Origin of the sequence: Streptomyces sp. 135, assembly GCF_020026305.1 — a bacterium.
Lineage (GTDB): Bacteria > Actinomycetota > Actinomycetes > Streptomycetales > Streptomycetaceae > Streptomyces.
The window spans coordinates 6,078,766-6,099,886 of sequence record NZ_CP075691.1; the positions used below are offsets into that span (position 1 = coordinate 6,078,766).

A 21,121-nucleotide genomic window follows, 5' to 3' on the forward strand; every position below is an offset into this window, starting at 1 on the left:
TCGGCGGCGATCGACGTTAGCCTGGAGTGTCAGACCCCACCCACCTCAAGAGGCTAAGGCTCACGTGCGCATCGCCAGGTTCTCCATCGACGGCAATGTCGGTTACGGCGCGGTCGAGGGGGAGAGCGCCCCCGGCAAGGAGGGCGGGCTCGTCCTCGACATCATCAAGGGCATCCCGTACGCCGACTTCGAGCTGTCCGGCACCAAGGTGCCGCTGAGCAAGGTCCGCCTGCTGCCGCCGGTGCTCCCGAACAAGATCGTGGCCTTCGGCCGCAACTACGCGGAGCACGCGGCGGAGCTCGGCAACGAGACGCCGGACGTCCCGTTCGCCTTCCTCAAGCCGTCCACCTCGCTCGTCGGCTCCGGGGACGCCATCACGTACCCCTCGTTCTCCGAGGAGCTGCACCACGAGGCCGAGCTGGCCGTGGTCATCGGCCGCATGTGCCGCGAGGTCCCGCGCGAGCGGGTCAAGGACGTGATCTTCGGCTACACCTGCGCGAACGACGTCACCGCACGCGACGTGCAGCGCCGCGAGAAGCAGTGGGCCCGCGCCAAGGGCTTCGACAGTGCCTGCCCGCTCGGCCCCTGGGTGGAGACGGGCCTGGACCTGGCGGCCGCGAACGACCTCACCGTCCAGTGCACGGTCAACGGCCAGCAGCGCCAGCTCGGCCGCACCAGCGAGATGGTCCACTCCATCGAGGACCTGATCGTCAACATCTCCGAGGCCATGACGCTGCTCCCCGGCGACGTCATCCTCACGGGCACCCCGGCCGGCGTCGGGCCCCTCAACGTCGGCGACGAGGTCGCCGTCACCATCGAAGGCATCGGCACTCTCACCAACAAGGTGATCAAGCGTGGCTAACGCGAACGTCCGCGTACGTTTCTGTCCCTCCCCGACCGGCAACCCCCACGTGGGCCTGGTCCGCACCGCCCTGTTCAACTGGGCCTACGCCCGGCACAACGAGGGCACCCTGGTCTTCCGCATCGAGGACACCGACGCGGCGCGCGACTCCGAGGAGTCGTACCAGCAGCTCCTCGACTCGATGCGCTGGCTGGGCTTCGACTGGGACGAGGGCCCAGAGATCGGCGGCCCGCACGCGCCGTACCGCCAGTCGCAGCGCATGGACATCTACAAGGACGTCGCGGCCAAGCTCCTGGACGGCGGCTACGCCTACCCCTGCTACTGCACCACCGAGGAGCTGGACGCCCGCCGTGAGGCCGCCCGCGCCGCCGGCAAGCCGTCGGGCTACGACGGCCTGTGCCGCGCGCTGACCGCCGAGCAGATCGAGGCGTACGAGGCCGAGGGCCGCAAGCACATCGTCCGCTTCAAGATGCCCGACGAGGCGACCACCTTCACCGACCTGGTCCGCGGCGAGATCACGGTCCAGCCGGAGAACGTCACCGACTACGGCATCGTGCGTGCCAACGGCGCCCCGCTGTACACGCTGGTCAACCCGGTCGACGACGCCCTGATGGAGATCACCCACGTCCTGCGCGGCGAGGACCTGCTCTCCTCCACCCCGCGCCAGATCGCCCTCTACAAGGCGCTCATCGAACTCGGCATCGCCAAGACGATCCCCGAGTTCGGCCACCTCCCGTACGTCATGGGCGAGGGCAACAAGAAGCTCTCCAAGCGCGACCCGCAGGCGTCCCTGAACATCTACCGCGAGCGCGGCTTCCTCCCCGAGGGCCTGCTGAACTACCTGTCGCTCCTCGGCTGGTCGTTCTCCGCGGACCAGGATGTCTTCTCGATGTCCGACATGGTGGCGAAGTTCGACGTGGCGGACGTCAACCCGAACCCCGCCCGCTTCGACCTGAAGAAGGCCGAGGCGATCAACGCCGACCACATCCGCATGCTGGACGTGAAGGCCTTCGCCGAGGCCTGCGAGCCCTGGCTGAGGGCCCCGCACGCCAACTGGGCGCCCGAGGACTTCGACGAGGCCGCCTGGCAGGCCATCGCGCCGCACGCGCAGACCCGCGTGAAGGTCCTCTCGGAGATCACCGACAACGTCGACTTCCTGTTCCTGCCGGAGCCGGTCTTCGACGAGGCCAGCTGGACCAAGGCCATGAAGGAGGGCTCCGACGCCCTGCTGCGCACGGTCCGCGCCAAGCTGGAGGCGGCCGACTGGACCTCCCCCGAGTCCCTCAAGGAGGCCGTCCTCGCGGCCGGCGAGGAGCACGGCCTCAAGCTCGGCAAGGCCCAGGCCCCGGTCCGCGTCGCCGTCACCGGCCGCACCATCGGCCTGCCCCTCTTCGAGTCCCTGGAGATCCTGGGCAAGGAGAAGTCCCTGACCCGCATCGACGCGGCCCTGGCGAAGCTCACCGCCTGATCCCCCGCCGTACGCGGCTGAAGGGCCCGGAAGCCGAGACGGCTCCCGGGCCCTTCGCATACCGTCGAGCCATGCCCGTCAGAGCCGTGGTCTGGGGCATCGATACTGTGTTCTTCGGGGGGTAACCCCCGAACCCCCAGCCGGGCGCGGCGGCTGCGATTACCGTCGAGTCATGCCGGTCAGGGCTGTGGTCTGGGGCATCGATACTGTGTTCTTCGGGGGGTAACCCCCGAACCCCCCAGCCGGGCGCGGCGGCTGCGATTACCGTCGAGTCATGCCGGTCAGGGCTGTGGTCTGGGGCATCGATACTGTGTTCTTCGGGGGGTAACCCCCGAACCCCCAGCCGGGCGCGGCGGCTGCGATTACCGTCGAGTCATGCCCATCAGAGCCGTGGTCTGGGACATCGATGACACGATCTTCGACTACGCGCGCGCCGACACCACCGGCATGCACGCGCACCTCACCGCCGAGGGGCTCCTTGAGCGGTACGACTCCGCCGAGCGCGCCCTGGAGCGCTGGCGGACGCTCACCGAGTTCCACTGGGCCCGCTTCGGCGCGGGAGGGATCACCTTCGAGGCGCAGCGCCGCGACCGCGTCCGTGACTTCCTGGACGCCCCGGAGCTGACCGACGCCGACGCGGACGCCTGGTTCGGCCGTTACGTCGGTCACTACGAATCGGCCTGGTCCCTCTTCCCCGACACCCTCCCCACCCTGGACGCCCTCGCCGACGGCTACCGCCACGCCGTGCTCTCCAACTCCGCCCTGCTGGTCCAGGACCGCAAACTGCGCGTCCTCGGCGTGCGCGACCGCTTCGAGGCCGTCCTGTGCGCCGCCGACCTGGGCGTCTCCAAGCCCGCCGCCGAGGCCTTCCACGCGGTCTGTACGGCGCTGCGACTGGCCCCCGCCGAGGTCGCCTACGTGGGTGACCAGCCGGAGATCGACGCCCGGGGCGCCCGGGACGCGGGGCTCGTCGGGATCTGGCTCGACCGCAACGGCTCGGTGGTCGAGGCCCCCTCGGGCGTGCACCGCATCTCGCGCCTGAGCGAGCTGCCCGCGCTGCTGCGCGCCGATACCCGTTTTGGAGCGCAGTCCACCTTCGGGTAATGTTCTTTCTGCGCCGCCCGAGAGGGCCGAAAGGTCCGGCCGGGAAGCGTAAATCAAACAAAACCCCCACTCGGGGTTGCGCTTTGATGGCCTATGGTGTAATTGGCAGCACGACGGTTTCTGGTTCCGTTAGTCTAGGTTCGAGTCCTGGTAGGCCAGCTCGCAGAGCTCATCTGCAACCGCGGATCTCATCCGCAAAGCCCCCGTTGTGTAGCGGCCTAGCACGCTGCCCTCTCAAGGCAGTAGCGCCGGTTCGAATCCGGTCGGGGGTACAGATCCTTCCCACGGGAACAGCTCGGGTCGCACCCACTGTTCCTGATGCAGGATCGCTAGGGCCCCCGTTGTGTAGCGGCCTAGCACGCCGCCCTCTCAAGGCGGTAGCGCCGGTTCGAATCCGGTCGGGGGTACTGTGGTCTGGTCTAGACCACCAGTGGGCTATGGTGTAATTGGCAACACGAAGGTTTCTGGTTCCTTTGTTCTAGGTTCGAGTCCTGGTAGCCCAGCGCAGTACAGCAGCAGCTAGCCCCCGTTGTGTAGCGGCCTAGCACGCCGCCCTCTCAAGGCGGTAGCGCCGGTTCGAATCCGGTCGGGGGTACAGAAACGGCAAGGGGCCTTCCCAGTGGGAGGGCCCCTTCGTCATTCCCCGCACTTCGCGCACTTGCCAGGGCTCTGCTGCCCGTAGCGGCGGTGGGACTCCTCGGCCTGCGCGATCCGGCGCAGCGCGAGCAGCACCGGTTCGTACAGCACCGTGAGCGCGACGGCCGCCTCCAACTGCTCGTCGGCGGACTCGTACCGCTCGATCAAGTCCAGGTCGCTCACGGCCAGTTGATGACCCGCGTGGGCGTAGGGCGCCAAGTCCTCGACGGTGCACGGATATCCGAGCCTGGCCAGGGCGGCCACGGCGGTCACCAGCATCCGGTACGCCGGTGACTCGGCCGCGTACTCCTGGGCGGACCCCCACCCGAGGCGGCCGAGCAACGCGTCCACCGTGCGGCCCGCCCGCTCCTGGAGGGCCTCGTCCTCCGTCGGCTCCGGACCGTGCGGCAGGGCCCAAACGGCCGTGCCCAGTCGGGAGTTGTGGTCCAGGGACTCGTCCTCCAGGGCGGTCAGGACCTCGCGCGCAGAGGCGATCGGCACCCGGCCCACCTGGATCAGCGCCCGGACGAGCCGCAGCCGCCGGAGGTGGGCGTCGTCGTACTCGGCCTGGGTCGCCGTCACGCGCCGGCCCGGCGGCAGCAGCCCCTCGCGCAAGTAGTACTTGATCGTGGCCGTGGGGACCCCGCTGCGCCGGCTCAGCTCCGCCAGTCTCATCGCTCGCGCCTCCTCTTGCGTACCTCTTTGGAGAGTGGCACTATCCAATCATGGATAGCAGAGCTATCCAACGTTCGATCAGGGCTCTACGAAGGGGGAACCGTCATGAGCGACAAGCCGATCGAAGGGCGCATGACCGCCGAGGCGACGGGCGACGTGGTCGTCTTCCACATCGGGATGCGCATCAACAATTTCGCTGCCGTACGCAGCTGGTGGCCCGTCTTCCAGGCGATGCCGCGCATGCTCAAGGAGCTGTCGAAGGACCGGGGGAGCGGGATGCTGGGGTACCGGCTGCTGCTCGGCGGGCCGCGCCTGATGTACGTCGTCCAGTACTGGGAGTCGCGCGAGAAGCTGCTCGCCTACTCGGTGGCGCAGGACAAGGCGCACCGCCCCGCCTGGGCGGCCTTCAACCAGCGGCTGCGGGAAGGCAGGGGGAAGGTCGGCTTCTGGCACGAGACGTACCTCGTGCCGGCCGGCGCCCATGAGGCGGTGTACGTCAACATGCCGGCGTTCGGCCTGGGGAAGGCCACCGGTGTGGTTCCCGTGGGCCGTCGAGGCGAGCGGGCGGCCGATCGCCTCAAGGCGGCTTGAGGGGCGTCCGTCGTACGTCCGTCGTACGTCCGTCAGGAGGGGCCGCCGCGGCGTTGAGGCGGCCCCTCCCGCGTCACGTATGTCAGCCGGTGCGGCGCAGGGCCTCGGAGAGGCGTCCGGCGGCGTCGATGACCGCCTGCGCGTGCATGCGGCCCGGGTGGCGGGTCAGGCGCTCGATGGGTCCGGAGACCGAGACGGCGGCGACCACGCGGTTGGAGGGGCCGCGCACCGGCGCGGAGACCGACGCGACGCCCGGCTCCCGCTCGCCGATCGACTGGGCCCAGCCCCGGCGGCGTACACCCGAAAGGGCCGTCGCCGTGAAACGGGCGCCCTGGAGTCCGCGGTGCAGGCGCTCCGGCTCCTCCCAGGCCATCAGGATCTGGGCCGACGAGCCCGCCTTCATGGTCAGCGTCGAGCCGACCGGGACGGTGTCCCGCAGGCCCGAGAGGCGCTCCGCCGCGGCCACGCAGATGCGCATGTCGCCCTGGCGGCGGTAGAGCTGCGCGCTCTCGCCCGTGACGTCGCGCAGGTGCGTGAGGACCGGGCCCGCCGTGGCGAGCAGGCGGTCCTCACCGGCCGCCGCCGCGAGTTCCGCGAGGCGCGGGCCGAGAATGAAACGGCCCTGCATGTCCCGCGCCACCATCCGGTGGTGTTCCAGTGCCACGGCCAGTCGGTGGGCCGTGGGTCGTGCGAGTCCGGTGGCCGCGACCAACCCCGCGAGGGTGGCCGGACCGGACTCCAGGGCGCTCAAGACAAGAGCCGCCTTGTCGAGAACGCCGACGCCGCTAGAGTTGTCCATGCGTCGATACTCGCGTCTCACTCTGTGAAACGCAAGTTCATATTTCCGTGGAACGCGCCACTCTGTACGAGCGATCCGCGGACCAACGGATTTCGCGGCCGACGCGCGGCACGAGGGGTACGCGCGTCGGCGAACAGATTCTCTAGTTGGGCCGGCGAAGCGGCCGGTCGGAGGGAAAGCGATGGGTAGGACACTCGCGGAGAAGGTCTGGGACGACCACGTCGTCCGGCGCGCCGAGGGCGAGCCCGACCTCCTCTACATCGATCTGCACCTGCTGCACGAGGTGACCAGCCCCCAGGCCTTCGACGGCCTCCGTCAGGCCGGCCGTCAGGTGCGGCGGCTCGACCTCACCCTCGCGACCGAGGATCACAACACCCCGACCCTCGACATCGACAAGCCCATCGCCGACCCGGTCTCGCGGGCCCAGCTGGAGACGCTGCGCAAGAACTGCGCCGACTTCGGTGTGCGCCTGCACCCGCTGGGCGACGTCGAGCAGGGTGTCGTCCACGTGGTGGGACCGCAGCTGGGACTGACGCAGCCGGGCACCACCGTCGTCTGCGGCGACTCCCACACCTCGACGCACGGCGCCTTCGGCGCGCTGGCGTTCGGCATCGGCACCTCGCAGGTCGAGCACGTGCTGGCCACCCAGACGCTGCCGATGGCCCGCCCCAAGACCATGGCCATCACCGTCGACGGCGAACTGCCCGACGACGTCACCGCCAAGGACCTGATCCTCGCCGTCATCGCGAAGATCGGCACCGGTGGCGGCCAGGGCTACGTCCTGGAGTACCGCGGCCCGGCCATCGAGAAGCTCTCGATGGAGGCCCGGATGACCATCTGCAACATGTCCATCGAGGCGGGCGCCCGCGCGGGCATGATCGCCCCGGACGAGACCACCTTCGACTACCTCCAGGACCGCGTCCACGCCCCGCAGGGCGAGGACTGGGACGCCGCGGTGGCGTACTGGAAGACCCTGAAGACGGACGAGGACGCGGTCTTCGACGCCGAGGTCCACATCGACGCCACCTCGCTCGCGCCGTTCGTCACCTGGGGCACCAACCCGGGCCAGGGCGCGCCGCTGTCGGCCCGCGTCCCCGACCCGGCTTCGTACGAAGACGCCTCGGAGCGCCACGCCGCCGAAAAGGCCCTGGAATACATGGGGTTGACCGCCGGGCAGCCGCTGCGCGACATCAAGGTCGACACCGTCTTCGTAGGTTCGTGCACCAACGGCCGTATCGAGGACCTGCGGGCGGCCGCCTCCGTCGTCGAGGGGCGCAAAGTCGCCGACGGCGTACGGATGCTGGTCGTCCCCGGCTCGGTCCGGGTCTCCCTCCAGGCCGTGGCGGAGGGCCTCGACAAGGTCTTCGTCGCCGCCGGCGCCGAATGGCGGCACGCGGGCTGTTCCATGTGCCTCGGCATGAACCCCGACCAACTGGCCCCCGGCGAGCGCTCGGCGTCCACGTCCAACCGCAACTTCGAGGGCAGGCAGGGCAAGGGCGGCCGCACCCACCTGGTCTCCCCGCAGGTCGCCGCCGCGACCGCGGTCACCGGCCACCTGGCCTCGCCCGCCGACCTGTCCGACGCCCCCGTGACCGCCGGAGTCTGAGAACCATGGAAGCATTCACCACGCACACCGGCCGGGCCGTTCCGCTGCGCCGCAGCAACGTCGACACCGACCAGATCATCCCCGCCCACTGGCTGAAGAAGGTCACCAGGGACGGCTTCGAGGACGGGCTCTTCGAGGCCTGGCGCAAGGACCCGGAGTTCGTGCTCAACCGGCCCGAGCGGCGCGGCGCCACCGTCCTGGTCGCCGGCCCCGACTTCGGCACCGGATCCTCCCGCGAGCACGCCGTGTGGGCCCTGCAGAACTACGGCTTCAAGGCGGTCGTCTCCTCCCGCTTCGCCGACATCTTCCGCGGCAACTCGCTGAAGAACGGCCTGCTCACCGTCGTACTCGACCAGCAGGTCGTGGACGCGCTGTGGGAGCTGACCGAGAACGACCCGCAGGCCGAGATCACCGTCGACCTCCAGGACCGCCAGGTCCGCGCCCAGGGCATCACCGCCGACTTCGAACTCGACGAGAACGCCCGCTGGCGGCTCCTGAACGGCCTGGACGACATCAGCATCACGCTGCGGAACGAGCCCGACATCGCCGCGTACGAGTCCAAGCGCCCCTCGTACAAGCCGCGGACCGTGCAGGTCTGACATCTCGCAACACCCCCGTAATGCCCTGATGTACCCCCAATCGTGGACGGTTGGGGGTACATCTGCGTCTGCTCCCCGGACGTGCCCGATGACCTGAACGGGTGGCCTCAACTCCCTTGACCCGGACGGAAGAAGAGGCCGGAAATCCCCTTGTACTCGGCTGGACCGGGTACCCTCATGAGGGCGGCGAACGGCGGTAGTTACCCCCTGCGGAGGCGACAACTCGCCCCAGATGGCACAATCGGTGCATGGGACGCGACAGCCAACTCGAGCTCTACCGGCTCGTCGCGGACCAACTGAAGGAAGCGCACTCACGAGTGCGCGCACTGCAAGTCCCGGAGGGCGTACGGATGGCGCTGACCCGGAAGCTGTTGGTCATTACGGCCGCGGCCAAACACGATCTCGCCGATGCGGCAAGGCGTCTGGAGCGATTGATGGCTTCCCTCGACGAAGCTGACGAGGGCCGATTCCCCGAAGACACCTGAGCCTCAAGCCTCAACGGGCCTTCGAGGAACTCCGAGATGGGCCAGTCCGTTGCGGCACAAGGGTGATTAGCCCGTTTCGTGTTTGATTTGCGGTATATATCTGCCTAACGTGCGAAAAAGCCGGAGTATTTCGCTCCCGGCAATGTCTCCGAAGGGGAAGACGTGAACAAGGCGCAGCTCGTAGAAGCGATTGCCGACAAGGTGGGGGGCCGCCAGCAGGCCGCCGACGCCGTCGACGCGGTCCTGGACGCCATCGTCCGTGCCGTGGTCAGCGGAGACCGTGTTTCGGTCACCGGCTTCGGCTCGTTCGAGAAGGTCGACCGCCCGGCCCGTTACGCCCGCAACCCGCAGACCGGGGAGCGCGTGCGCGTCAAGAAGACCTCGGTTCCGCGCTTCCGTGCGGGACAGGGCTTCAAGGACCTGGTCAGCGGCTCGAAGAAGCTCCCGAAGAACGACGTCGCGGTCAAGAAGGCGCCCAAGGGCAGCCTGACCGGCGGCGCTTCGGCGACGGTCAAGAAGGCCGCCGCGAAGAAGGCCACCACCGCCAAGAAGGCCACGGCGAAGAAGACCGCGCCCGCCAAGAAGGCCACGCCGGCGAAGAAGACCACGGCGACGGCGGCGAAGAAGGCGACGGCGAAGAAGGCCACCACCGCCAAGAAGGCGACGGCGACGCCGACGACCAAGAAGGCGGCGGCCAAGAAGACCACCGCCAAGAAGGCCACCCCCGCCGCGAAGAAGACCACGGCGAAGAAGACCGCGCCGGCCGCCAAGAAGGCCACCGCGAAGAAGACCGCGCCCGCCAAGAAGGCCACGACGCGCAAGACGACCGCCAAGAAGGCCACCGCCCGCAAGAAGTAAGGGCACAGGGCACTCACGCGCCGGGCCGGGCTCCCCCAGGGGAGCCCGGCCCGCGTCGTGTGCCCGCCGTCGTGGGGGCAGGCGGCCCCCGGGGTGCCTCAGAACGTCTGGAGCGTCACCAAGGTGATGCGGCGCGCCTCACCCTCGCCCTCGACCTCGACGCGCACCCGCTGCCCCGGCCGCAGCAGTCGCAGCCCGCCCGCGTCGAACGCGGGGGCGTCGAAGGGCACCGGGGTGCCGTCGTCGAGCAGCACGCTGCCGCTGCGGGTCTCGGAGTCGTACGTGTACGCGGTCGCCTGCATGACAGCAGCGTACTCAGTCGGCTCAGCCGGCTCTGGCTCAGTCGGCGATGAGCAGCCGGGCGGCGGCCTTCGCGGTGCGCGCGCCGACGCCGAGCGCGAGGGCGGCCCGCAGGTCCTGACCGGTGTCCACGTCCTGGCGTACGGAATCGACGCCGTCCAGTGCGAGTTCCACCGCACCGGACACCGCGTGACGGGCACGGGAATCCATGCCGAATGCGGGGCTCAATTCCGTACCGGCCGCTGCGGTCAGCAATGTCGTCCCGATTCCGGCGGCGTCCGCCAGAAATGCCCGGGGAAATAGGGCGGCGCCGTCGAGGACCCGGGCCAATTCCAGCGGGCGCAGCGCGGGCAGATCGGCGTTCAGGGCGGCGACGTATGCCTCGGACCGGCCGGCGCGGACGACCGCCGCGCCGTGCCGCAGGGCGGCGTTCAGGCCCGCTCCCGGCTCGTCCGGCACGACCCTCGCGCCCAGCGCCGCGAGCTCACGACGCGCCAGGGCGTCGTCCGTGACGACCGCCACATCCCGCACCGCCGGGCACGCGACCGCCGCGGCCACCGTGTCCTGCGCGAACGCCAGGGCCAGGCCCGGCCGCAGGCCGTCGCCGGCGGTCGGGGCGAGCCTGCTCTTGGCGCGCTCCAGCGGCTTCAGGGGTATGACCAGGGTCCACTGCACGGGCGCTCCGTCCTTGTCGTCGCGCCCATTGTGACCTGCTGGGGGGCCTTGCTACCCGGGCGGGCGTACGGTGTTCTCGACAGACCGGCAGCCTGGGGCGACACTTGTGCGGCCGACCAGGTTCATGGAGGAAGGTGTCCGCGTGTCCCGCCGCAGAATCGGCTTCTGGTACCGCCTGGCGGCGGTCATCGCAAAACCGCCGCTGGTGGTTCTGTTCAAGCGGGACTGGCGTGGAATGGAACACATTCCGGCCGACGGAGGATTCATCACGGCGGTGAATCACAACTCGCATATCGACCCGTTGTCGTACGCACACTTCCAGTACAACACCGGCCGACTGCCCCGTTTCCTGGCAAAGGACGGCCTTTTCAAGGACGGCTTCGTCGGCAGGGTCATGAAGGGCACGGGCCAGATCCCGGTCTACCGCGAGACGACGAACGCGCTCGACGCCTTCCGTGCCGCGGTCGCCGCCATCGAGCGCGGCGAGTGCGTCGCGTTCTACCCCGAGGGCACGCTCACCCGGGACCCCGACATGTGGCCGATGACCGCCAAGTCCGGCGCCGCGCGGGTCGCCCTGGAGACCAGGTGCCCGGTCATCCCCGTCGCCCAGTGGGGCGCCAACCTCGCCCTGCCGCCGTACAGCAAGAAGCCCCACCTCTTCCCGCGCAAGACCCTTCAGGTGAAGGCCGGACCCCCCGTCGACCTGTCGCGCTTCTACGACAAGGAGCCGACGCCCGAGGTGCTCCGCGAGGCGACCGAGGCCATCATGGCCGCGATCACCGGGCTCCTGGAGGAGATCCGGGGCGAGAAGGCCCCCGACCGGCCGTACGACCCGCGCAGGGCACGGCTGGCGCAACGACGCAAGGCAGCGGGCCGCCAGGCGCGGCACGGCACCACCCACAGCACCTCGGAGGACAGCAAGTGACGAACCCCGTGCACCCCGCGGACCCGGTGCGCCCGGTCAAGGCCGCCGTCTTCGGAACGGGCTCCTGGGGTACGGCCTTCGGCATGGTGCTCGCCGACGCGGGGTGCGACGTCACCCTGTGGGGCCGTCGCGCCGAACTCGCCGACGCGGTCAACTCCACGCGGACCAACCCGGACTACCTCCCCGGTGTCGCACTTCCCGAGAACCTCCGGGCGACCACCGACCCGGCCGAGGCCGCCGCGGACGCCGACTTCACGGTCCTCGCCGTGCCCTCCCAGACGCTGCGCGGCAACCTCGCCGCGTGGGCGCCGCTGCTGGCCCCCGAGACCGTCCTCGTCTCCCTCATGAAGGGCGTCGAACTGGGCTCGGCCATGCGCATGAGCGAGGTCATCGGCGACGTCACGAAGGTCCCCTCCGAGCGCGTCGCCGTCGTCACCGGGCCCAACCTCGCGCGGGAGATCGCCGCGCGGCAGCCCGCAGCCGCCGTGGTCGCCTGCGAGGACGAAGCGGTCGCCCAGCGCCTCCAGAGGGCCTGCCACACGCCGTACTTCCGCCCGTACACCAACACCGACGTCGTCGGCTGCGAACTCGGCGGCGCCGTCAAGAACGTCATCGGCCTCGCCGTCGGCATCGCGGACGGCATGGGCCTCGGCGACAACGCCAAGGGCTCGCTCATCACGCGCGGCCTCGCGGAGACCACCCGCCTCGGGCTCGCCATGGGCGCCGACCCGCTGACGTTCTCCGGACTCGCGGGCCTCGGCGACCTGGTGGCGACCTGCTCATCGCCGCTCTCGCGCAACCACACCTTCGGCACCAACCTCGGCAAGGGCATGACCCTGGAGGAGACGATCGCGGTCACCAAGCAGACCGCCGAGGGCGTCAAGTCCTGTGAGTCCGTGCTGGATCTGGCCCGCCGGCACGGCGTCGACATGCCCATCACGGAGACCGTCGTCGGCATCGTCCACGACGGCACGCCTCCGGTGGTGGCCCTCAAGGAACTGATGTCGCGCAGCGCCAAGCCCGAGCGTCGCTGACTGTTTTTCGGTCAGCAGGTACGCTCAACGCGATATGAGCAGCGAGAACCTCCCCCTGAGCCCTGAAGCGAGCCCTGCGGCGAGCTCCGAGTCGAGCCCCGAGTCGAGCTCCGGGCAGCAGCTCCGCAAGCCGCGCGTGGCCGTCGTGTTCGGCGGCCGCAGCTCGGAGCACGGCATCTCCGTCGTCACGGCCGGCGCGATCCTGAGCGCCATCGACCGCACCAGGTACGACGTCCTGCCCATCGGCATCACCACCGACGGCCGTTGGGCGCTGACGGCGGACGAGCCGGAGCGGATGGCCATCACCGACCGCAAGATGCCGAACGTCGCCGAGATCGCCGACTCCGTGGACGGCGGCGTGCTCCTGCCGGTCGACCCGGGCAACCGCGAGGTCGTCTACAGCGAGCCCGGCTCCGTGCCCAAGGTGCTCGGCGACGTCGACGTCGTCTTCCCGATGCTGCACGGCCCCTACGGAGAGGACGGCACCATCCAGGGGCTGCTCGAACTCTCCGGAGTGCCCTACGTCGGCTCCGGGGTCCTCGCCTCGGCCGTCGGCCAGGACAAGGACTACATGAAGCGCATCTTCACGTCCTTCGGGCTGGAGGTCGGCCCCTACCTGGTGATCCGCCCGCGCGAGTGGCGCCAGGACGAGGCGGGCGCCCGGCAGCGCATCGCGGAGTTCGCGGGCGAGCACGGCTGGCCGCTGTTCATCAAGCCCGCGCGCGCGGGCTCCTCGATCGGCATCACGAAGGTCGACTCCTTCGAAGGCCTCGACGAGGCGATCGCCGAGGCCCAGCGCCACGACCCCAAGATCCTCGTCGAGGCGCTCCTGCGCGGCCGCGAGATCGAGTGCGGCGTCCTGGAGTTCGAGGACGGCCCGCGGGCCAGCGTCCCGGCCGAGATCCCGCCGGTGCAGAGCCACGACTACTACGACTTCGAGGCGAAGTACATCGACTCGACGCCCGGCATCGTGCCCGCGCCGCTGACGCCCGAGCAGACCGAGGAGATCCAGCGGCTCGCGGTCGAGGCCTTCGAGGCGGCGTCCTGCGAGGGCCTGGTGCGCGCGGACTTCTTCCTCACCGAGGACGGCCGGTTCGTGATCAACGAGATCAACACGATGCCCGGCTTCACGCCCATCTCGATGTACCCGCAGATGTGGGAGAAGAGCGGCGTCAGCTACGCGGAGCTGGTCGACCGCCTCATTCAGGCGGCGCTGAACCGCTCGACGGACCTGCGCTAGCCGCCGGGGTCCGAGGGTGTCAGGCGATCCCCTTGGGGATGGTCTTCTTGATGGGGGCGGCGAAGTCCGTGAGCGGGCTGAGGCCGTCCCCCGTCCGCTCCTCGGGCAGCGTCACCTCGACGTAGGCGAGACGCGCCCCCGTGGTGAAGACGTACGACCCGTCGTCGCGCTTCTGGAGCAGCCAGGCGACGCCGTTCACCCGCACGCCGTTCTTCCCCGCGTACTCGGGATCGATCATCTCGGGGGGCCGCTCCACACCGCAGCGCAGTATGATCGCCGGGTCTCCCCATCCGGCGGTCAACTCGGACTTCGGCCCGGGGTCGCTGCGCTCCAGCCCGTCGACCTTCCGAGGGAGCTGCGCGTGCAGGTCCCGGCAGAGCCCCGCGGCCTTCGCCTCCGGGGACGGAACCACCACCGACGCCTGGTCGTCCGTAGCTGAGCAGGCCGCTGTCGTGATCGACAGGGCGAGCGCGGACGTACCGATGAGGCAGCGGCGCCGGAGACGAGGGATGTTCACCGGGCCAGGGTAGACGGGGGCTACAAGTGCACGACCGGGCAGGTCAGGGTTCGGGTGATGCCGTCCACTTGCTGGACCTTGGCGACCACCATGCGGCCGAGCTCGTCCACCGTGTCCGCCTGGGCGCGCACGATGACATCGTAGGGACCGGTCACGTCCTCGGCCTGGATCACGCCGGGGATCTTGCCGATCAGCTCGGCGACGGTCGAGGCCTTGCCGACCTCTGTTTGGATCAGGATGTACGCCTGTACCACGGAACCTCCAGGGCGGCCACGAGGATCATGTGGGGAGAAGGGACGCCACGGTACCGCGTCGCCGCGCGCCGCGGGGAGACCCGGGTGGGCTGTGGCGCGCACATCGCGGCGCACGGACAGCAGAAGGGGACGGTCACGTCGACCGTACCGATGACGAAGACGGCTCGCGACCGCAAGCCGAGCAGCGTGAAAGGGCATGGTGAGACTCGGTGAAGGGAACCGTGGGCGAGTTGGGGGAGTTCGGGCTCATCAGAGAGCTCACCTCGCGGCTCACCTCCACTCCGGCCGTACGGCTCGGCCCTGGCGACGACGCCGCGGTCGTGTCCGCTCCGGACCGCAGGGTCGTGGCGAGCACCGACATCCTCCTGGAAGGGCGGCACTTCCGCCGCGACTGGTCCACCGCCTACGACGTGGGCCGCAAGGCCGCCGCCCAGAACCTCGCCGACATCGCGGCCATGGGCGCCGTGCCGACCGCGCTCCTGCTCGGCCTGGTGGTCCCCGCCGAACTGCCCGCCAGCTGGCCCACCGAGCTGATGGACGGCCTGCGCGACGAGTGCCAGGTCGCGGGCGCCGCCGTGGTGGGCGGCGACGTCGTCCGCGGCGACACCATCACCGTCGCGATCACCGCCCTCGGCGACCTGCGCAACCACGAGCCGGTCACGCGCTCGGGCGCCAAGACCGGCGATGTCGTCGCCGTCACCGGCTGGCTCGGCTGGTCCGCCGCCGGGCACGCGGTGCTCTCCCGGGGCTTCCGCTCGCCGCGCGCCTTCGTGGAGGCCCACCGCAGGCCCGAGCCGCCCTACCACGCGGGTCCCGCGGCCGCCGGGCTCGGCGCGACCTCCATGACGGACGTGAGCGACGGGCTCATCGCGGACCTCGGCCACATCGCCGAGTCCAGCAAGGTACGCATCGACATCCGCTCCGGAGACGTCGACGTGCCCACGCAGATGAACGACATCGGCCAGGCCGTCGGCGTCGACCCGCTCCAGTGGGTGCTCAACGGCGGCGAGGACCACGCGATCGTGGCGACGTTCCCGCCGGACGTGAAGCTGCCGGCCCGCTGGAAGGTCATCGGCGAGGTCCTCAACCCCTCGGCGCTGCCCCAGGTGACCGTGGACGGCGCACCCTGGACCAGCAAGGGCTGGGACCACTTCGGGGACAACGGAGACGCGGAGTGAGCGCGCCGCCACGGGTGCTCACCGTCGCCGGCTCCGACTCCGGAGGCGGCGCGGGCATCCAGGCCGACCTGAAGACGATGCTCGCCCTCGGCACGCACGGCATGAGCGTCGTCACGGCCGTCACCGCGCAGAACTCCCTGGGCGTGCAGGGCTTTTGGGAGCTACCGGCGGACGCCGTGCGGGCCCAGTACCGCAGTGTCGTCGACGACATCGGCGTACAGGCCGTGAAGACCGGCATGCTCGCCTCGGCCGAACTCGTCGAGACGGTCGCGGAGTTGCTCGCGGGCACGGACGCGCCCGCCGTCGTCGACCCGGTCGGCGTCTCCAAGCACGGCGACTCGCTGCTCGCCGCGTCCGCCCTGGACTCGGTCCGCACGAAGCTGCTGCCGGCCGCCACCCTCGCCACGCCCAACCTCGACGAGGTGGCCCAGCTCACCGGCGTCGAGGTCACGTCGGAGGACGGCATGCGCCGCGCGGCCGCCGCCGTCCTCGCGTACGGACCGCGGTGGGTGCTCATCAAGGGCGGTCATCTCCGGGGCGACGCGGTGGACCTGCTCACCGACGGCTCCGAGGAGCATGTGCTGCGCGCCCCGCGCCACGACAACCGCCACACGCACGGCACCGGCTGCACCCTCGCCAGCGCCATCGCGGCGCAGCTCGCCAAGGGGCAGGACGTCCCGACGGCCGTGGCGGCGGCCAAGGAGTACGTGACGGGGGCGATCGCCGCGGGGTTCGCGCTCGGCGGCGGGATCGGGCCGGTGGATCACGGCTGGCGGTTCCGGGAGGCGTAGGCGTACGAGGGCTGCTGCACGCGGCCCTCACACGCCTGTGCGCGGGGCATACGAAAAAGCCGGCCCCCCGAAGGGGACCGGCAGTTTCAGCAACCAGCTAGGTGCCGCGCTGACGTCAGCGCGAGACCTTGCCGGCCTTGATGCACGAGGTGCAGGCGTTGAGGCGCTTCGGCGTCCCGCTCACCACGGCACGCACACGCTGGATGTTCGGGTTCCAGCGACGGGGCGTACGGCGGTGCGAGTGCGAGATGTTGTTGCCGAAGCCCGGCCCCTTGCCGCAGACGTCGCAGTTGGCAGCCACGGGTCACTCCAAAGACTTCAGATGCACTTACGGTTAATCCCGGCATGCCGAGATCAGTGCAATGATCGAAGTGGCGTTGCCAGGAGGAATGTCCCGATGAGTATCGGGCAACCGGAGCAGCATACAACGACTGCTTCGGTACAACGAAACTACCACGGCTCGCCCGGCCCCCGCCCCGGGCCCCGTGTTCACCCTCGGTCTACGCTGCGTCCATTCCGGATGGTCAAGGAGGCGAACAGGTGCCGCAGAACCTCGACGCGGTCGCGGTGCGCGCCTGGTGCCGACTGGCTCTGGACGCCCTCGGCAGGGCCCGCGAGGAGATCGACTCCATCAACGTCTATCCGGTCGCGGACGGGGACACCGGCACGAACCTGTATCTGACGGTGGAGTCGGCGTCCCAGGCGGTCGACGCGGCCTTCACGGGCCACGACCCTGCCCTGCCCTCTCTGGCGGAGACCGTGCGCGCGATGGCGCACGGCGCCCTCATCGGGGCCCGCGGGAACTCGGGCACGATCCTTTCCCAGCTGTTCAGGGGCATGGCCCAGATCCTCGGCGGCCCCGAAGGCGACGAGCGCGCGGAGACCCATGACACGGATCACACCGCTCACACCGCTCACACCGATCACGCCGATCACGCCGACGGGCACGTCCTGGAGCTCGCCCTGCGCCGGGCAGCCGAGTCCGCGTACGAGGCGGTCGCGCACCCGGTGGAAGGCACCGTCCTGACGGTGGCGACCGCGGCGGCGAAGGCGGCGGGCGCGGCGGGCAGCACCGACTGCGGGACGGTGGCCAGGGCGGCGTACGACGGCGCCTGCGTGGCCCTGGACGCGACGCCGGGGCAGCTCGCCGTGCTGGGGCGCGCGGGAGTCGTGGACGCGGGCGGGCGCGGTCTCGTCGCCGTGCTGGGCGCTCTGGTGCGGGCCCTGTCCGGCGAGACGCTGTCGCACAAGGCCGCAGACGGCCTCCACGCGCGCGTGGAGGCCGCCGAGTGCGAGGAGCTGCCGGCCGACGGCGGCGGACCGGCGTTCGAGGTGATCTACCTCCTGGAAGCCGACGACAGCGCGGTCGCACGGCTGCGCGCCCGGCTCGACCGGCTCGGCGACTCCCTCGTCGTGGTCGGCGGCGACGGGCTCTGGAACGTCCACGTCCATGTCGACGACGCGGGCGCGGCCGTCGAGGCGGGCGTGGAGGCCGGCCGCCCGCACCGCATCCGCATCACCCACTTCGGCGTGGGCGACGCGCACACCACCGCGCAGCCGCCCCGGGAGCGTACGCAGCGGGCCATCGTCGCCGTCGTGCCCGGCGAGGGCCTCGCCGGGCTCTACGCCGAGGCCGGGGCGACCACCGTGCCCACGCGCGTGGGGGAGCCGCCCGCGAGCGGCGAGCTCGTCGACGCCATCCGGCGGGCCCACGCGCGCGAAGTGGTGCTGCTGCCCAACGACGCCGAGCTGCGCCACACCGCGGCCGCCGCGGCGGAACAGGCCAGGACCGAAGGCGTGCGCGTCGCCCTGATCCCCACCCGCTCCGCGGTCCAGGGCATCGCCGCCCTCGCCGTGCACGCGCCGGACCGCCGCTTCGACGAGGACGTCGTCGCCATGACGTCGGCGGCCGGCGCGACCCGCTACGGCGAACTGGCCGTCGCCGAGCGGCAGTCCTGGACCATGGCGGGCATCTGCCAGGCGGGCGACGTCCTCGGCCTGATCGACGGCGATGTCGCGGTGATCGGCTCGGAGGTCGCCCCCACCGCCGCCTCGGTCCTGGACCGCATGCTGTCGGCGGGCGGCGAGATGGTCACGCTCGTGCTCGGCGAATCCGTGCCCGACGCCGTCGCCGAGCGGCTGGAGAAGCACGTGCGCGAGACGTACCTGGCCGTCGACACGGTCATCTACCGGGGCGGCCGCCAGTCCGCGCTGATGCTGATCGGTGTCGAGTAGGCCCGGCTGACCAGCGGGTTCGAAGGACCTGCGACGGATTGTCAGTGGCGTGGTGTGCAATGGATCTCGTGCCTGCGCTCGATGAACCCCTGAAGAAAGTGGTCGGACCCGCCACCGCGAAGGTGATGGCCGAGCACCTCGACCTGCACACGGTCGGCGACCTCCTGCACCACTACCCGCGGCGGTATGCCGAGCGGGGCGAGCTCACCCGCCTCGCCGAGCTCCCGCTGGACGAGCACGTCACGGTGGTCGCCCAGGTCGCGAGCGCACGCATCCTCAAGTTCAACGGCGGCCGGGGCCAGCGCCTCGAGGTCACCATCACCGACGGCAGCGGCCAGGTCCAGCTCGTCTTCTTCGGCCGCGGCATCCACAAGCCCCACAAGGACCTGCTCCCGGGCACCCGCGCGATGTTCGCGGGCAAGGTCTCGGTCTTCAACCGCAAGATGCAGCTGGCCCATCCCGCGTACGAGCTGCTGCGTGCCGAGGGCGACCAGGTCGGCGAGGCCGTCGGCAACTGGGCCGGTGCCCTCCTGCCCATCTACCCGGCCACCGCCAAGCTGGAGTCCTGGAAGATCGCCAAGTCGGTCGACATGGTCCTGCCCAGCGCCCAGGAGGCCGTCGACCCGCTGCCGCCCTCCCTGCGCGACGGCCGCGCCCTCATCCCGCTCCCGGAAGCGCTCCTGAAGATCCACCGGCCGCACTCCAAGGCGGACATCGCCGCCGCCCGCGACCGCCTGAAGTGGGACGAGGCCTTCGTCCTCCAGGTAGCCCTCGCCAGGCGGCGGTACGCGGACGCGCAACTGCCCGCCGTGGCCCGCAGGCCCAAGCAGGGTGGCCTCCTCGACGCCTTCGACGCCAAACTGCCCTTCACCCTCACCGAGGGCCAGGAGAAGGTCTCCAAGGAGATCTTCGACGACCTCGCCACAGAACACCCGATGCACCGGCTCCTCCAGGGGGAGGTCGGTTCCGGGAAGACGATGGTGGCCCTGCGCGCCATGCTCGCCGTCGTGGACGCGGGCGGGCAGGCCGCGATGCTCGCGCCCACCGAAGTCCTCGCGCAGCAGCACCACCGCTCCATCGTCGAGATGATGGGCGAGCTGGCCGAGGGCGGCATGTTGGGCGGCGCCGAGCAGGCCACCAAGGTCACGCTGCTCACCGGGTCCATGGGGACCGCCGGCCGCCGCCAGGCCCTGCTCGACCTGGTCACCGGCGAGGCCGGCATCGTCATCGGCACCCACGCCCTGATCGAGGACAAGGTGCAGTTCCACGACCTCGGCCTGGTCGTCGTGGACGAACAGCACCGCTTCGGCGTGGAGCAGCGCGACGCCCTGCGCGGCAAGGGCAAGCAGCCCCCGCACCTGCTGGTCATGACGGCCACGCCCATTCCCCGCACGGTCGCGATGACGGTCTTCGGCGACCTGGAGACCTCCGTCCTGGACCAGCTCCCCGCCGGGCGCTCGCCGATCGCCAGCCATGTCGTGCCCGCCCAGGACAAGCCGCACTTCCTCGCCCGCGCGTGGGAGCGCGTGCGCGAAGAGGTGGAGAAGGGGCATCAGGCGTACGTGGTCTGTCCCCGCATCGGCGACGACATCGACGAACCGGCCGCCCCCAAGAAGGGCGCCAAGAAGAAGTCCGCCGAGGAGAAGGCCGAGGAGGCGGCCACCGCCGAGAAGCGGCCGCCGCTCGCCGTCCTGGAGGTCGCCGAGCAGCTCGCGCGCGGCCCTCTGAGCGGCCTGAAGGTGGAAGTCCTGCACGGGCGCATGCAGCCCGACGACAAGGACGCCGTGATGCGCCGCTTCGCCGCGGGCGAGACACAGGTCCTGGTCGCGACGACGGTCATCGAGGTCGGGGTCAACGTCCCGAACGCCACCGCCATGGTGATCATGGACGCGGACCGCTTCGGCGTCTCCCAGCTGCACCAGCTCCGCGGCCGCGTCGGCCGCGGTTCGGCCCCTGGCCTCTGCCTCCTGGTCACCGACATGCCCGAGGCCAGCCCCGCCCGCGCCCGCCTCGGCGCCGTCGCCGCCACGCTCGACGGCTTCGAGCTCTCCCGCATCGACCTGGAGCAGCGCCGCGAGGGCGACGTGCTCGGCCAGGCCCAGTCCGGCGTCCGCTCCTCCTTGCGCATGCTCGCGGTCATCGACGACGAGGAGATCATCGCCGCCGCCCGCGAGGAGGCGGTCCAGGTCGTCGCCGCGGACCCGGACCTGGAGCGCCTGCCGGAGCTGCGCACCGCCCTCGACGCCCTGCTCGACGCCGAGCGCGAGCAGTACCTCGACAAGGGGTGAA

22 protein-coding genes and 5 tRNA genes are annotated in these 21,121 nt (G+C 70.6%); 20 read left to right on the forward strand and 7 right to left on the reverse strand.

All coding sequences use genetic code 11. From position 1 onward, the window contains the following. Positions 1–64: 64 nt before the first annotated feature. From KKZ08_RS27540 to KKZ08_RS27575, 8 genes are all read left to right on the forward strand, one after another. On the forward strand, positions 65–862 hold the full coding sequence (locus tag KKZ08_RS27540) for a fumarylacetoacetate hydrolase family protein (RefSeq protein ID WP_223776989.1): 798 nt from the start codon (positions 65–67) through the stop codon (positions 860–862). Continuing rightward, positions 855–2,330 (forward strand): glutamate--tRNA ligase, encoded by a 1,476-nt coding sequence (gene gltX / locus KKZ08_RS27545; protein ID WP_223776990.1) that lies wholly within the window; start codon positions 855–857, stop codon positions 2,328–2,330. The genes KKZ08_RS27540 and gltX overlap by 8 nt, the downstream gene beginning before the upstream one ends. 375 nt (positions 2,331–2,705) lie before the next feature. Then, positions 2,706–3,434 (forward strand): HAD family hydrolase, encoded by a 729-nt coding sequence (locus KKZ08_RS27550; protein WP_223776991.1) that lies wholly within the window; start codon positions 2,706–2,708, stop codon positions 3,432–3,434. An 87-nt stretch (positions 3,435–3,521) separates the two neighbouring features. Next, a tRNA-Gln gene (locus KKZ08_RS27555) sits at positions 3,522–3,593 on the forward strand. A 40-nt stretch (positions 3,594–3,633) separates the two neighbouring features. After that, positions 3,634–3,706, forward strand: a tRNA-Glu gene (locus tag KKZ08_RS27560). A 62-nt stretch (positions 3,707–3,768) separates the two neighbouring features. Further along, positions 3,769–3,841, forward strand: a tRNA-Glu gene (locus KKZ08_RS27565). A 24-nt stretch (positions 3,842–3,865) separates the two neighbouring features. After that, positions 3,866–3,937, forward strand: a tRNA-Gln gene (locus KKZ08_RS27570). A gap of 19 nt (positions 3,938–3,956) precedes the next feature. Then, positions 3,957–4,029 (forward strand) — tRNA-Glu (locus tag KKZ08_RS27575). A 41-nt stretch (positions 4,030–4,070) separates the two neighbouring features. On the opposite strand, the gene KKZ08_RS27580 is transcribed toward KKZ08_RS27575, so the two are convergent. Further along, the gene (locus KKZ08_RS27580; protein WP_223776992.1) at positions 4,071–4,745 is read right to left on the reverse strand and encodes a MerR family transcriptional regulator; all 675 of its coding nucleotides are present in this window, start codon (positions 4,743–4,745) and stop codon (positions 4,071–4,073) included. Between the two features lie 105 nt (positions 4,746–4,850). Between KKZ08_RS27580 and KKZ08_RS27585 the strand changes: the two genes are divergently transcribed. Further along, positions 4,851–5,336, forward strand: coding sequence for a DUF4188 domain-containing protein (locus KKZ08_RS27585; RefSeq protein ID WP_223776993.1), 486 nt, complete (start codon positions 4,851–4,853; stop codon positions 5,334–5,336). An 82-nt stretch (positions 5,337–5,418) separates the two neighbouring features. Here the strand turns inward: KKZ08_RS27585 and ndgR are convergent, their stop codons facing one another. Beyond that, complete coding sequence (gene ndgR / locus KKZ08_RS27590) at positions 5,419–6,135, reverse strand: IclR family transcriptional regulator NdgR (protein WP_010984119.1); 717 nt, start codon at positions 6,133–6,135, stop codon at positions 5,419–5,421. Between the two features lie 181 nt (positions 6,136–6,316). Here ndgR and leuC point away from each other — a divergent pair, with 181 nt between their 5' ends. From leuC to KKZ08_RS27610, 4 genes are all read left to right on the forward strand, one after another. Beyond that, the gene (leuC, locus tag KKZ08_RS27595; RefSeq protein ID WP_223776994.1) at positions 6,317–7,741 is read left to right on the forward strand and encodes a 3-isopropylmalate dehydratase large subunit; all 1,425 of its coding nucleotides are present in this window, start codon (positions 6,317–6,319) and stop codon (positions 7,739–7,741) included. A gap of 5 nt (positions 7,742–7,746) precedes the next feature. Continuing rightward, complete coding sequence (leuD, locus tag KKZ08_RS27600; RefSeq protein WP_223776995.1) at positions 7,747–8,340, forward strand: 3-isopropylmalate dehydratase small subunit; 594 nt, start codon at positions 7,747–7,749, stop codon at positions 8,338–8,340. A gap of 248 nt (positions 8,341–8,588) precedes the next feature. After that, positions 8,589–8,825 carry a hypothetical protein gene (locus KKZ08_RS27605; RefSeq protein ID WP_223776996.1) on the forward strand — a complete coding sequence of 79 codons (237 nt, stop codon included), beginning with the start codon at positions 8,589–8,591 and terminating at the stop codon, positions 8,823–8,825. Positions 8,826–8,987: 162 nt separating this feature from the next. Next, positions 8,988–9,683: an HU family DNA-binding protein gene (locus tag KKZ08_RS27610; protein WP_223776997.1), complete on the forward strand. Its 696-nt coding sequence runs from the start codon at positions 8,988–8,990 to the stop codon at positions 9,681–9,683. 98 nt (positions 9,684–9,781) lie between these two features. Here the strand turns inward: KKZ08_RS27610 and KKZ08_RS27615 are convergent, their stop codons facing one another. After that, complete coding sequence (locus KKZ08_RS27615) at positions 9,782–9,985, reverse strand: hypothetical protein (RefSeq protein ID WP_223776998.1); 204 nt, start codon at positions 9,983–9,985, stop codon at positions 9,782–9,784. Positions 9,986–10,022: 37 nt separating this feature from the next. Continuing rightward, positions 10,023–10,658 (reverse strand): 2-phospho-L-lactate guanylyltransferase, encoded by a 636-nt coding sequence (gene cofC, locus KKZ08_RS27620; RefSeq protein ID WP_223776999.1) that lies wholly within the window; start codon positions 10,656–10,658, stop codon positions 10,023–10,025. A 142-nt stretch (positions 10,659–10,800) separates the two neighbouring features. Between cofC and KKZ08_RS27625 the strand changes: the two genes are divergently transcribed. From KKZ08_RS27625 to KKZ08_RS27635, 3 genes are read left to right on the forward strand one after another with little or no spacing between them, the layout of a single operon-like run. Beyond that, positions 10,801–11,583: a lysophospholipid acyltransferase family protein gene (locus tag KKZ08_RS27625; protein WP_223777000.1), complete on the forward strand. Its 783-nt coding sequence runs from the start codon at positions 10,801–10,803 to the stop codon at positions 11,581–11,583. Further along, positions 11,580–12,617 (forward strand): NAD(P)H-dependent glycerol-3-phosphate dehydrogenase, encoded by a 1,038-nt coding sequence (locus KKZ08_RS27630; protein ID WP_223777001.1) that lies wholly within the window; start codon positions 11,580–11,582, stop codon positions 12,615–12,617. Before KKZ08_RS27625 ends, KKZ08_RS27630 begins: the two co-directional genes overlap by 4 nt. Positions 12,618–12,651: 34 nt before the next feature. Then, entirely contained in the window at positions 12,652–13,857 is a 1,206-nt protein-coding gene (locus tag KKZ08_RS27635; protein WP_223777002.1) for a D-alanine--D-alanine ligase family protein, read from the forward strand. Between the two features lie 19 nt (positions 13,858–13,876). Here KKZ08_RS27635 and KKZ08_RS27640 read toward each other — a convergent pair whose 3' ends face one another. Together KKZ08_RS27640 and KKZ08_RS27645 are read right to left on the reverse strand one after the other, a co-directional pair. Further along, a complete protein-coding gene (locus KKZ08_RS27640; RefSeq protein ID WP_223777003.1) occupies positions 13,877–14,374 on the reverse strand; it encodes a DUF3515 domain-containing protein in 498 nt (165 codons plus the stop codon). 20 nt (positions 14,375–14,394) lie between these two features. After that, complete coding sequence (locus KKZ08_RS27645; RefSeq protein WP_016642988.1) at positions 14,395–14,628, reverse strand: Lrp/AsnC ligand binding domain-containing protein; 234 nt, start codon at positions 14,626–14,628, stop codon at positions 14,395–14,397. A gap of 209 nt (positions 14,629–14,837) precedes the next feature. Between KKZ08_RS27645 and KKZ08_RS27650 the strand changes: the two genes are divergently transcribed. After that, positions 14,838–15,806, forward strand: coding sequence for a thiamine-phosphate kinase (locus KKZ08_RS27650; RefSeq protein ID WP_223777004.1), 969 nt, complete (start codon positions 14,838–14,840; stop codon positions 15,804–15,806). Continuing rightward, a complete protein-coding gene (gene thiD, locus KKZ08_RS27655; protein ID WP_223777005.1) occupies positions 15,803–16,597 on the forward strand; it encodes a bifunctional hydroxymethylpyrimidine kinase/phosphomethylpyrimidine kinase in 795 nt (264 codons plus the stop codon). Before KKZ08_RS27650 ends, thiD begins: the two co-directional genes overlap by 4 nt. 115 nt (positions 16,598–16,712) lie before the next feature. Here thiD and rpmB read toward each other — a convergent pair whose 3' ends face one another. Further along, complete coding sequence (gene rpmB, locus KKZ08_RS27660) at positions 16,713–16,898, reverse strand: 50S ribosomal protein L28 (protein ID WP_016642993.1); 186 nt, start codon at positions 16,896–16,898, stop codon at positions 16,713–16,715. A 239-nt stretch (positions 16,899–17,137) separates the two neighbouring features. Between rpmB and KKZ08_RS27665 the strand changes: the two genes are divergently transcribed. Next, positions 17,138–18,832 (forward strand): DAK2 domain-containing protein, encoded by a 1,695-nt coding sequence (locus KKZ08_RS27665; RefSeq protein WP_223777006.1) that lies wholly within the window; start codon positions 17,138–17,140, stop codon positions 18,830–18,832. A gap of 59 nt (positions 18,833–18,891) precedes the next feature. Continuing rightward, a complete protein-coding gene (recG, locus tag KKZ08_RS27670; protein ID WP_223777007.1) occupies positions 18,892–21,120 on the forward strand; it encodes an ATP-dependent DNA helicase RecG in 2,229 nt (742 codons plus the stop codon). The last annotated feature ends 1 nt before the right edge of the window (position 21,121 follow it).

Excerpts from the sequence above, each read along its gene's own strand:
- KKZ08_RS27550 (WP_223776991.1), top strand. The coding sequence starts at position 2,706 with ATGCCCATCAGAGCCGTGGTCTGGGACATCGATGACACGATCTTCGAC.
- KKZ08_RS27580 (WP_223776992.1), bottom strand. The coding sequence starts at position 4,745 with ATGAGACTGGCGGAGCTGAGCCGGCGCAGCGGGGTCCCCACGGCCACG.
- KKZ08_RS27585 (WP_223776993.1), top strand. The coding sequence starts at position 4,851 with ATGAGCGACAAGCCGATCGAAGGGCGCATGACCGCCGAGGCGACGGGC.
- ndgR (WP_010984119.1), bottom strand. The coding sequence starts at position 6,135 with ATGGACAACTCTAGCGGCGTCGGCGTTCTCGACAAGGCGGCTCTTGTC.
- leuC (WP_223776994.1), top strand. The coding sequence starts at position 6,317 with ATGGGTAGGACACTCGCGGAGAAGGTCTGGGACGACCACGTCGTCCGG.
- leuD (WP_223776995.1), top strand. The coding sequence starts at position 7,747 with ATGGAAGCATTCACCACGCACACCGGCCGGGCCGTTCCGCTGCGCCGC.
- KKZ08_RS27605 (WP_223776996.1), top strand. The coding sequence starts at position 8,589 with ATGGGACGCGACAGCCAACTCGAGCTCTACCGGCTCGTCGCGGACCAA.
- KKZ08_RS27615 (WP_223776998.1), bottom strand. The coding sequence starts at position 9,985 with ATGCAGGCGACCGCGTACACGTACGACTCCGAGACCCGCAGCGGCAGC.
- KKZ08_RS27635 (WP_223777002.1), top strand. The coding sequence starts at position 12,652 with ATGAGCAGCGAGAACCTCCCCCTGAGCCCTGAAGCGAGCCCTGCGGCG.
- recG (WP_223777007.1), top strand. The coding sequence starts at position 18,892 with ATGGATCTCGTGCCTGCGCTCGATGAACCCCTGAAGAAAGTGGTCGGA.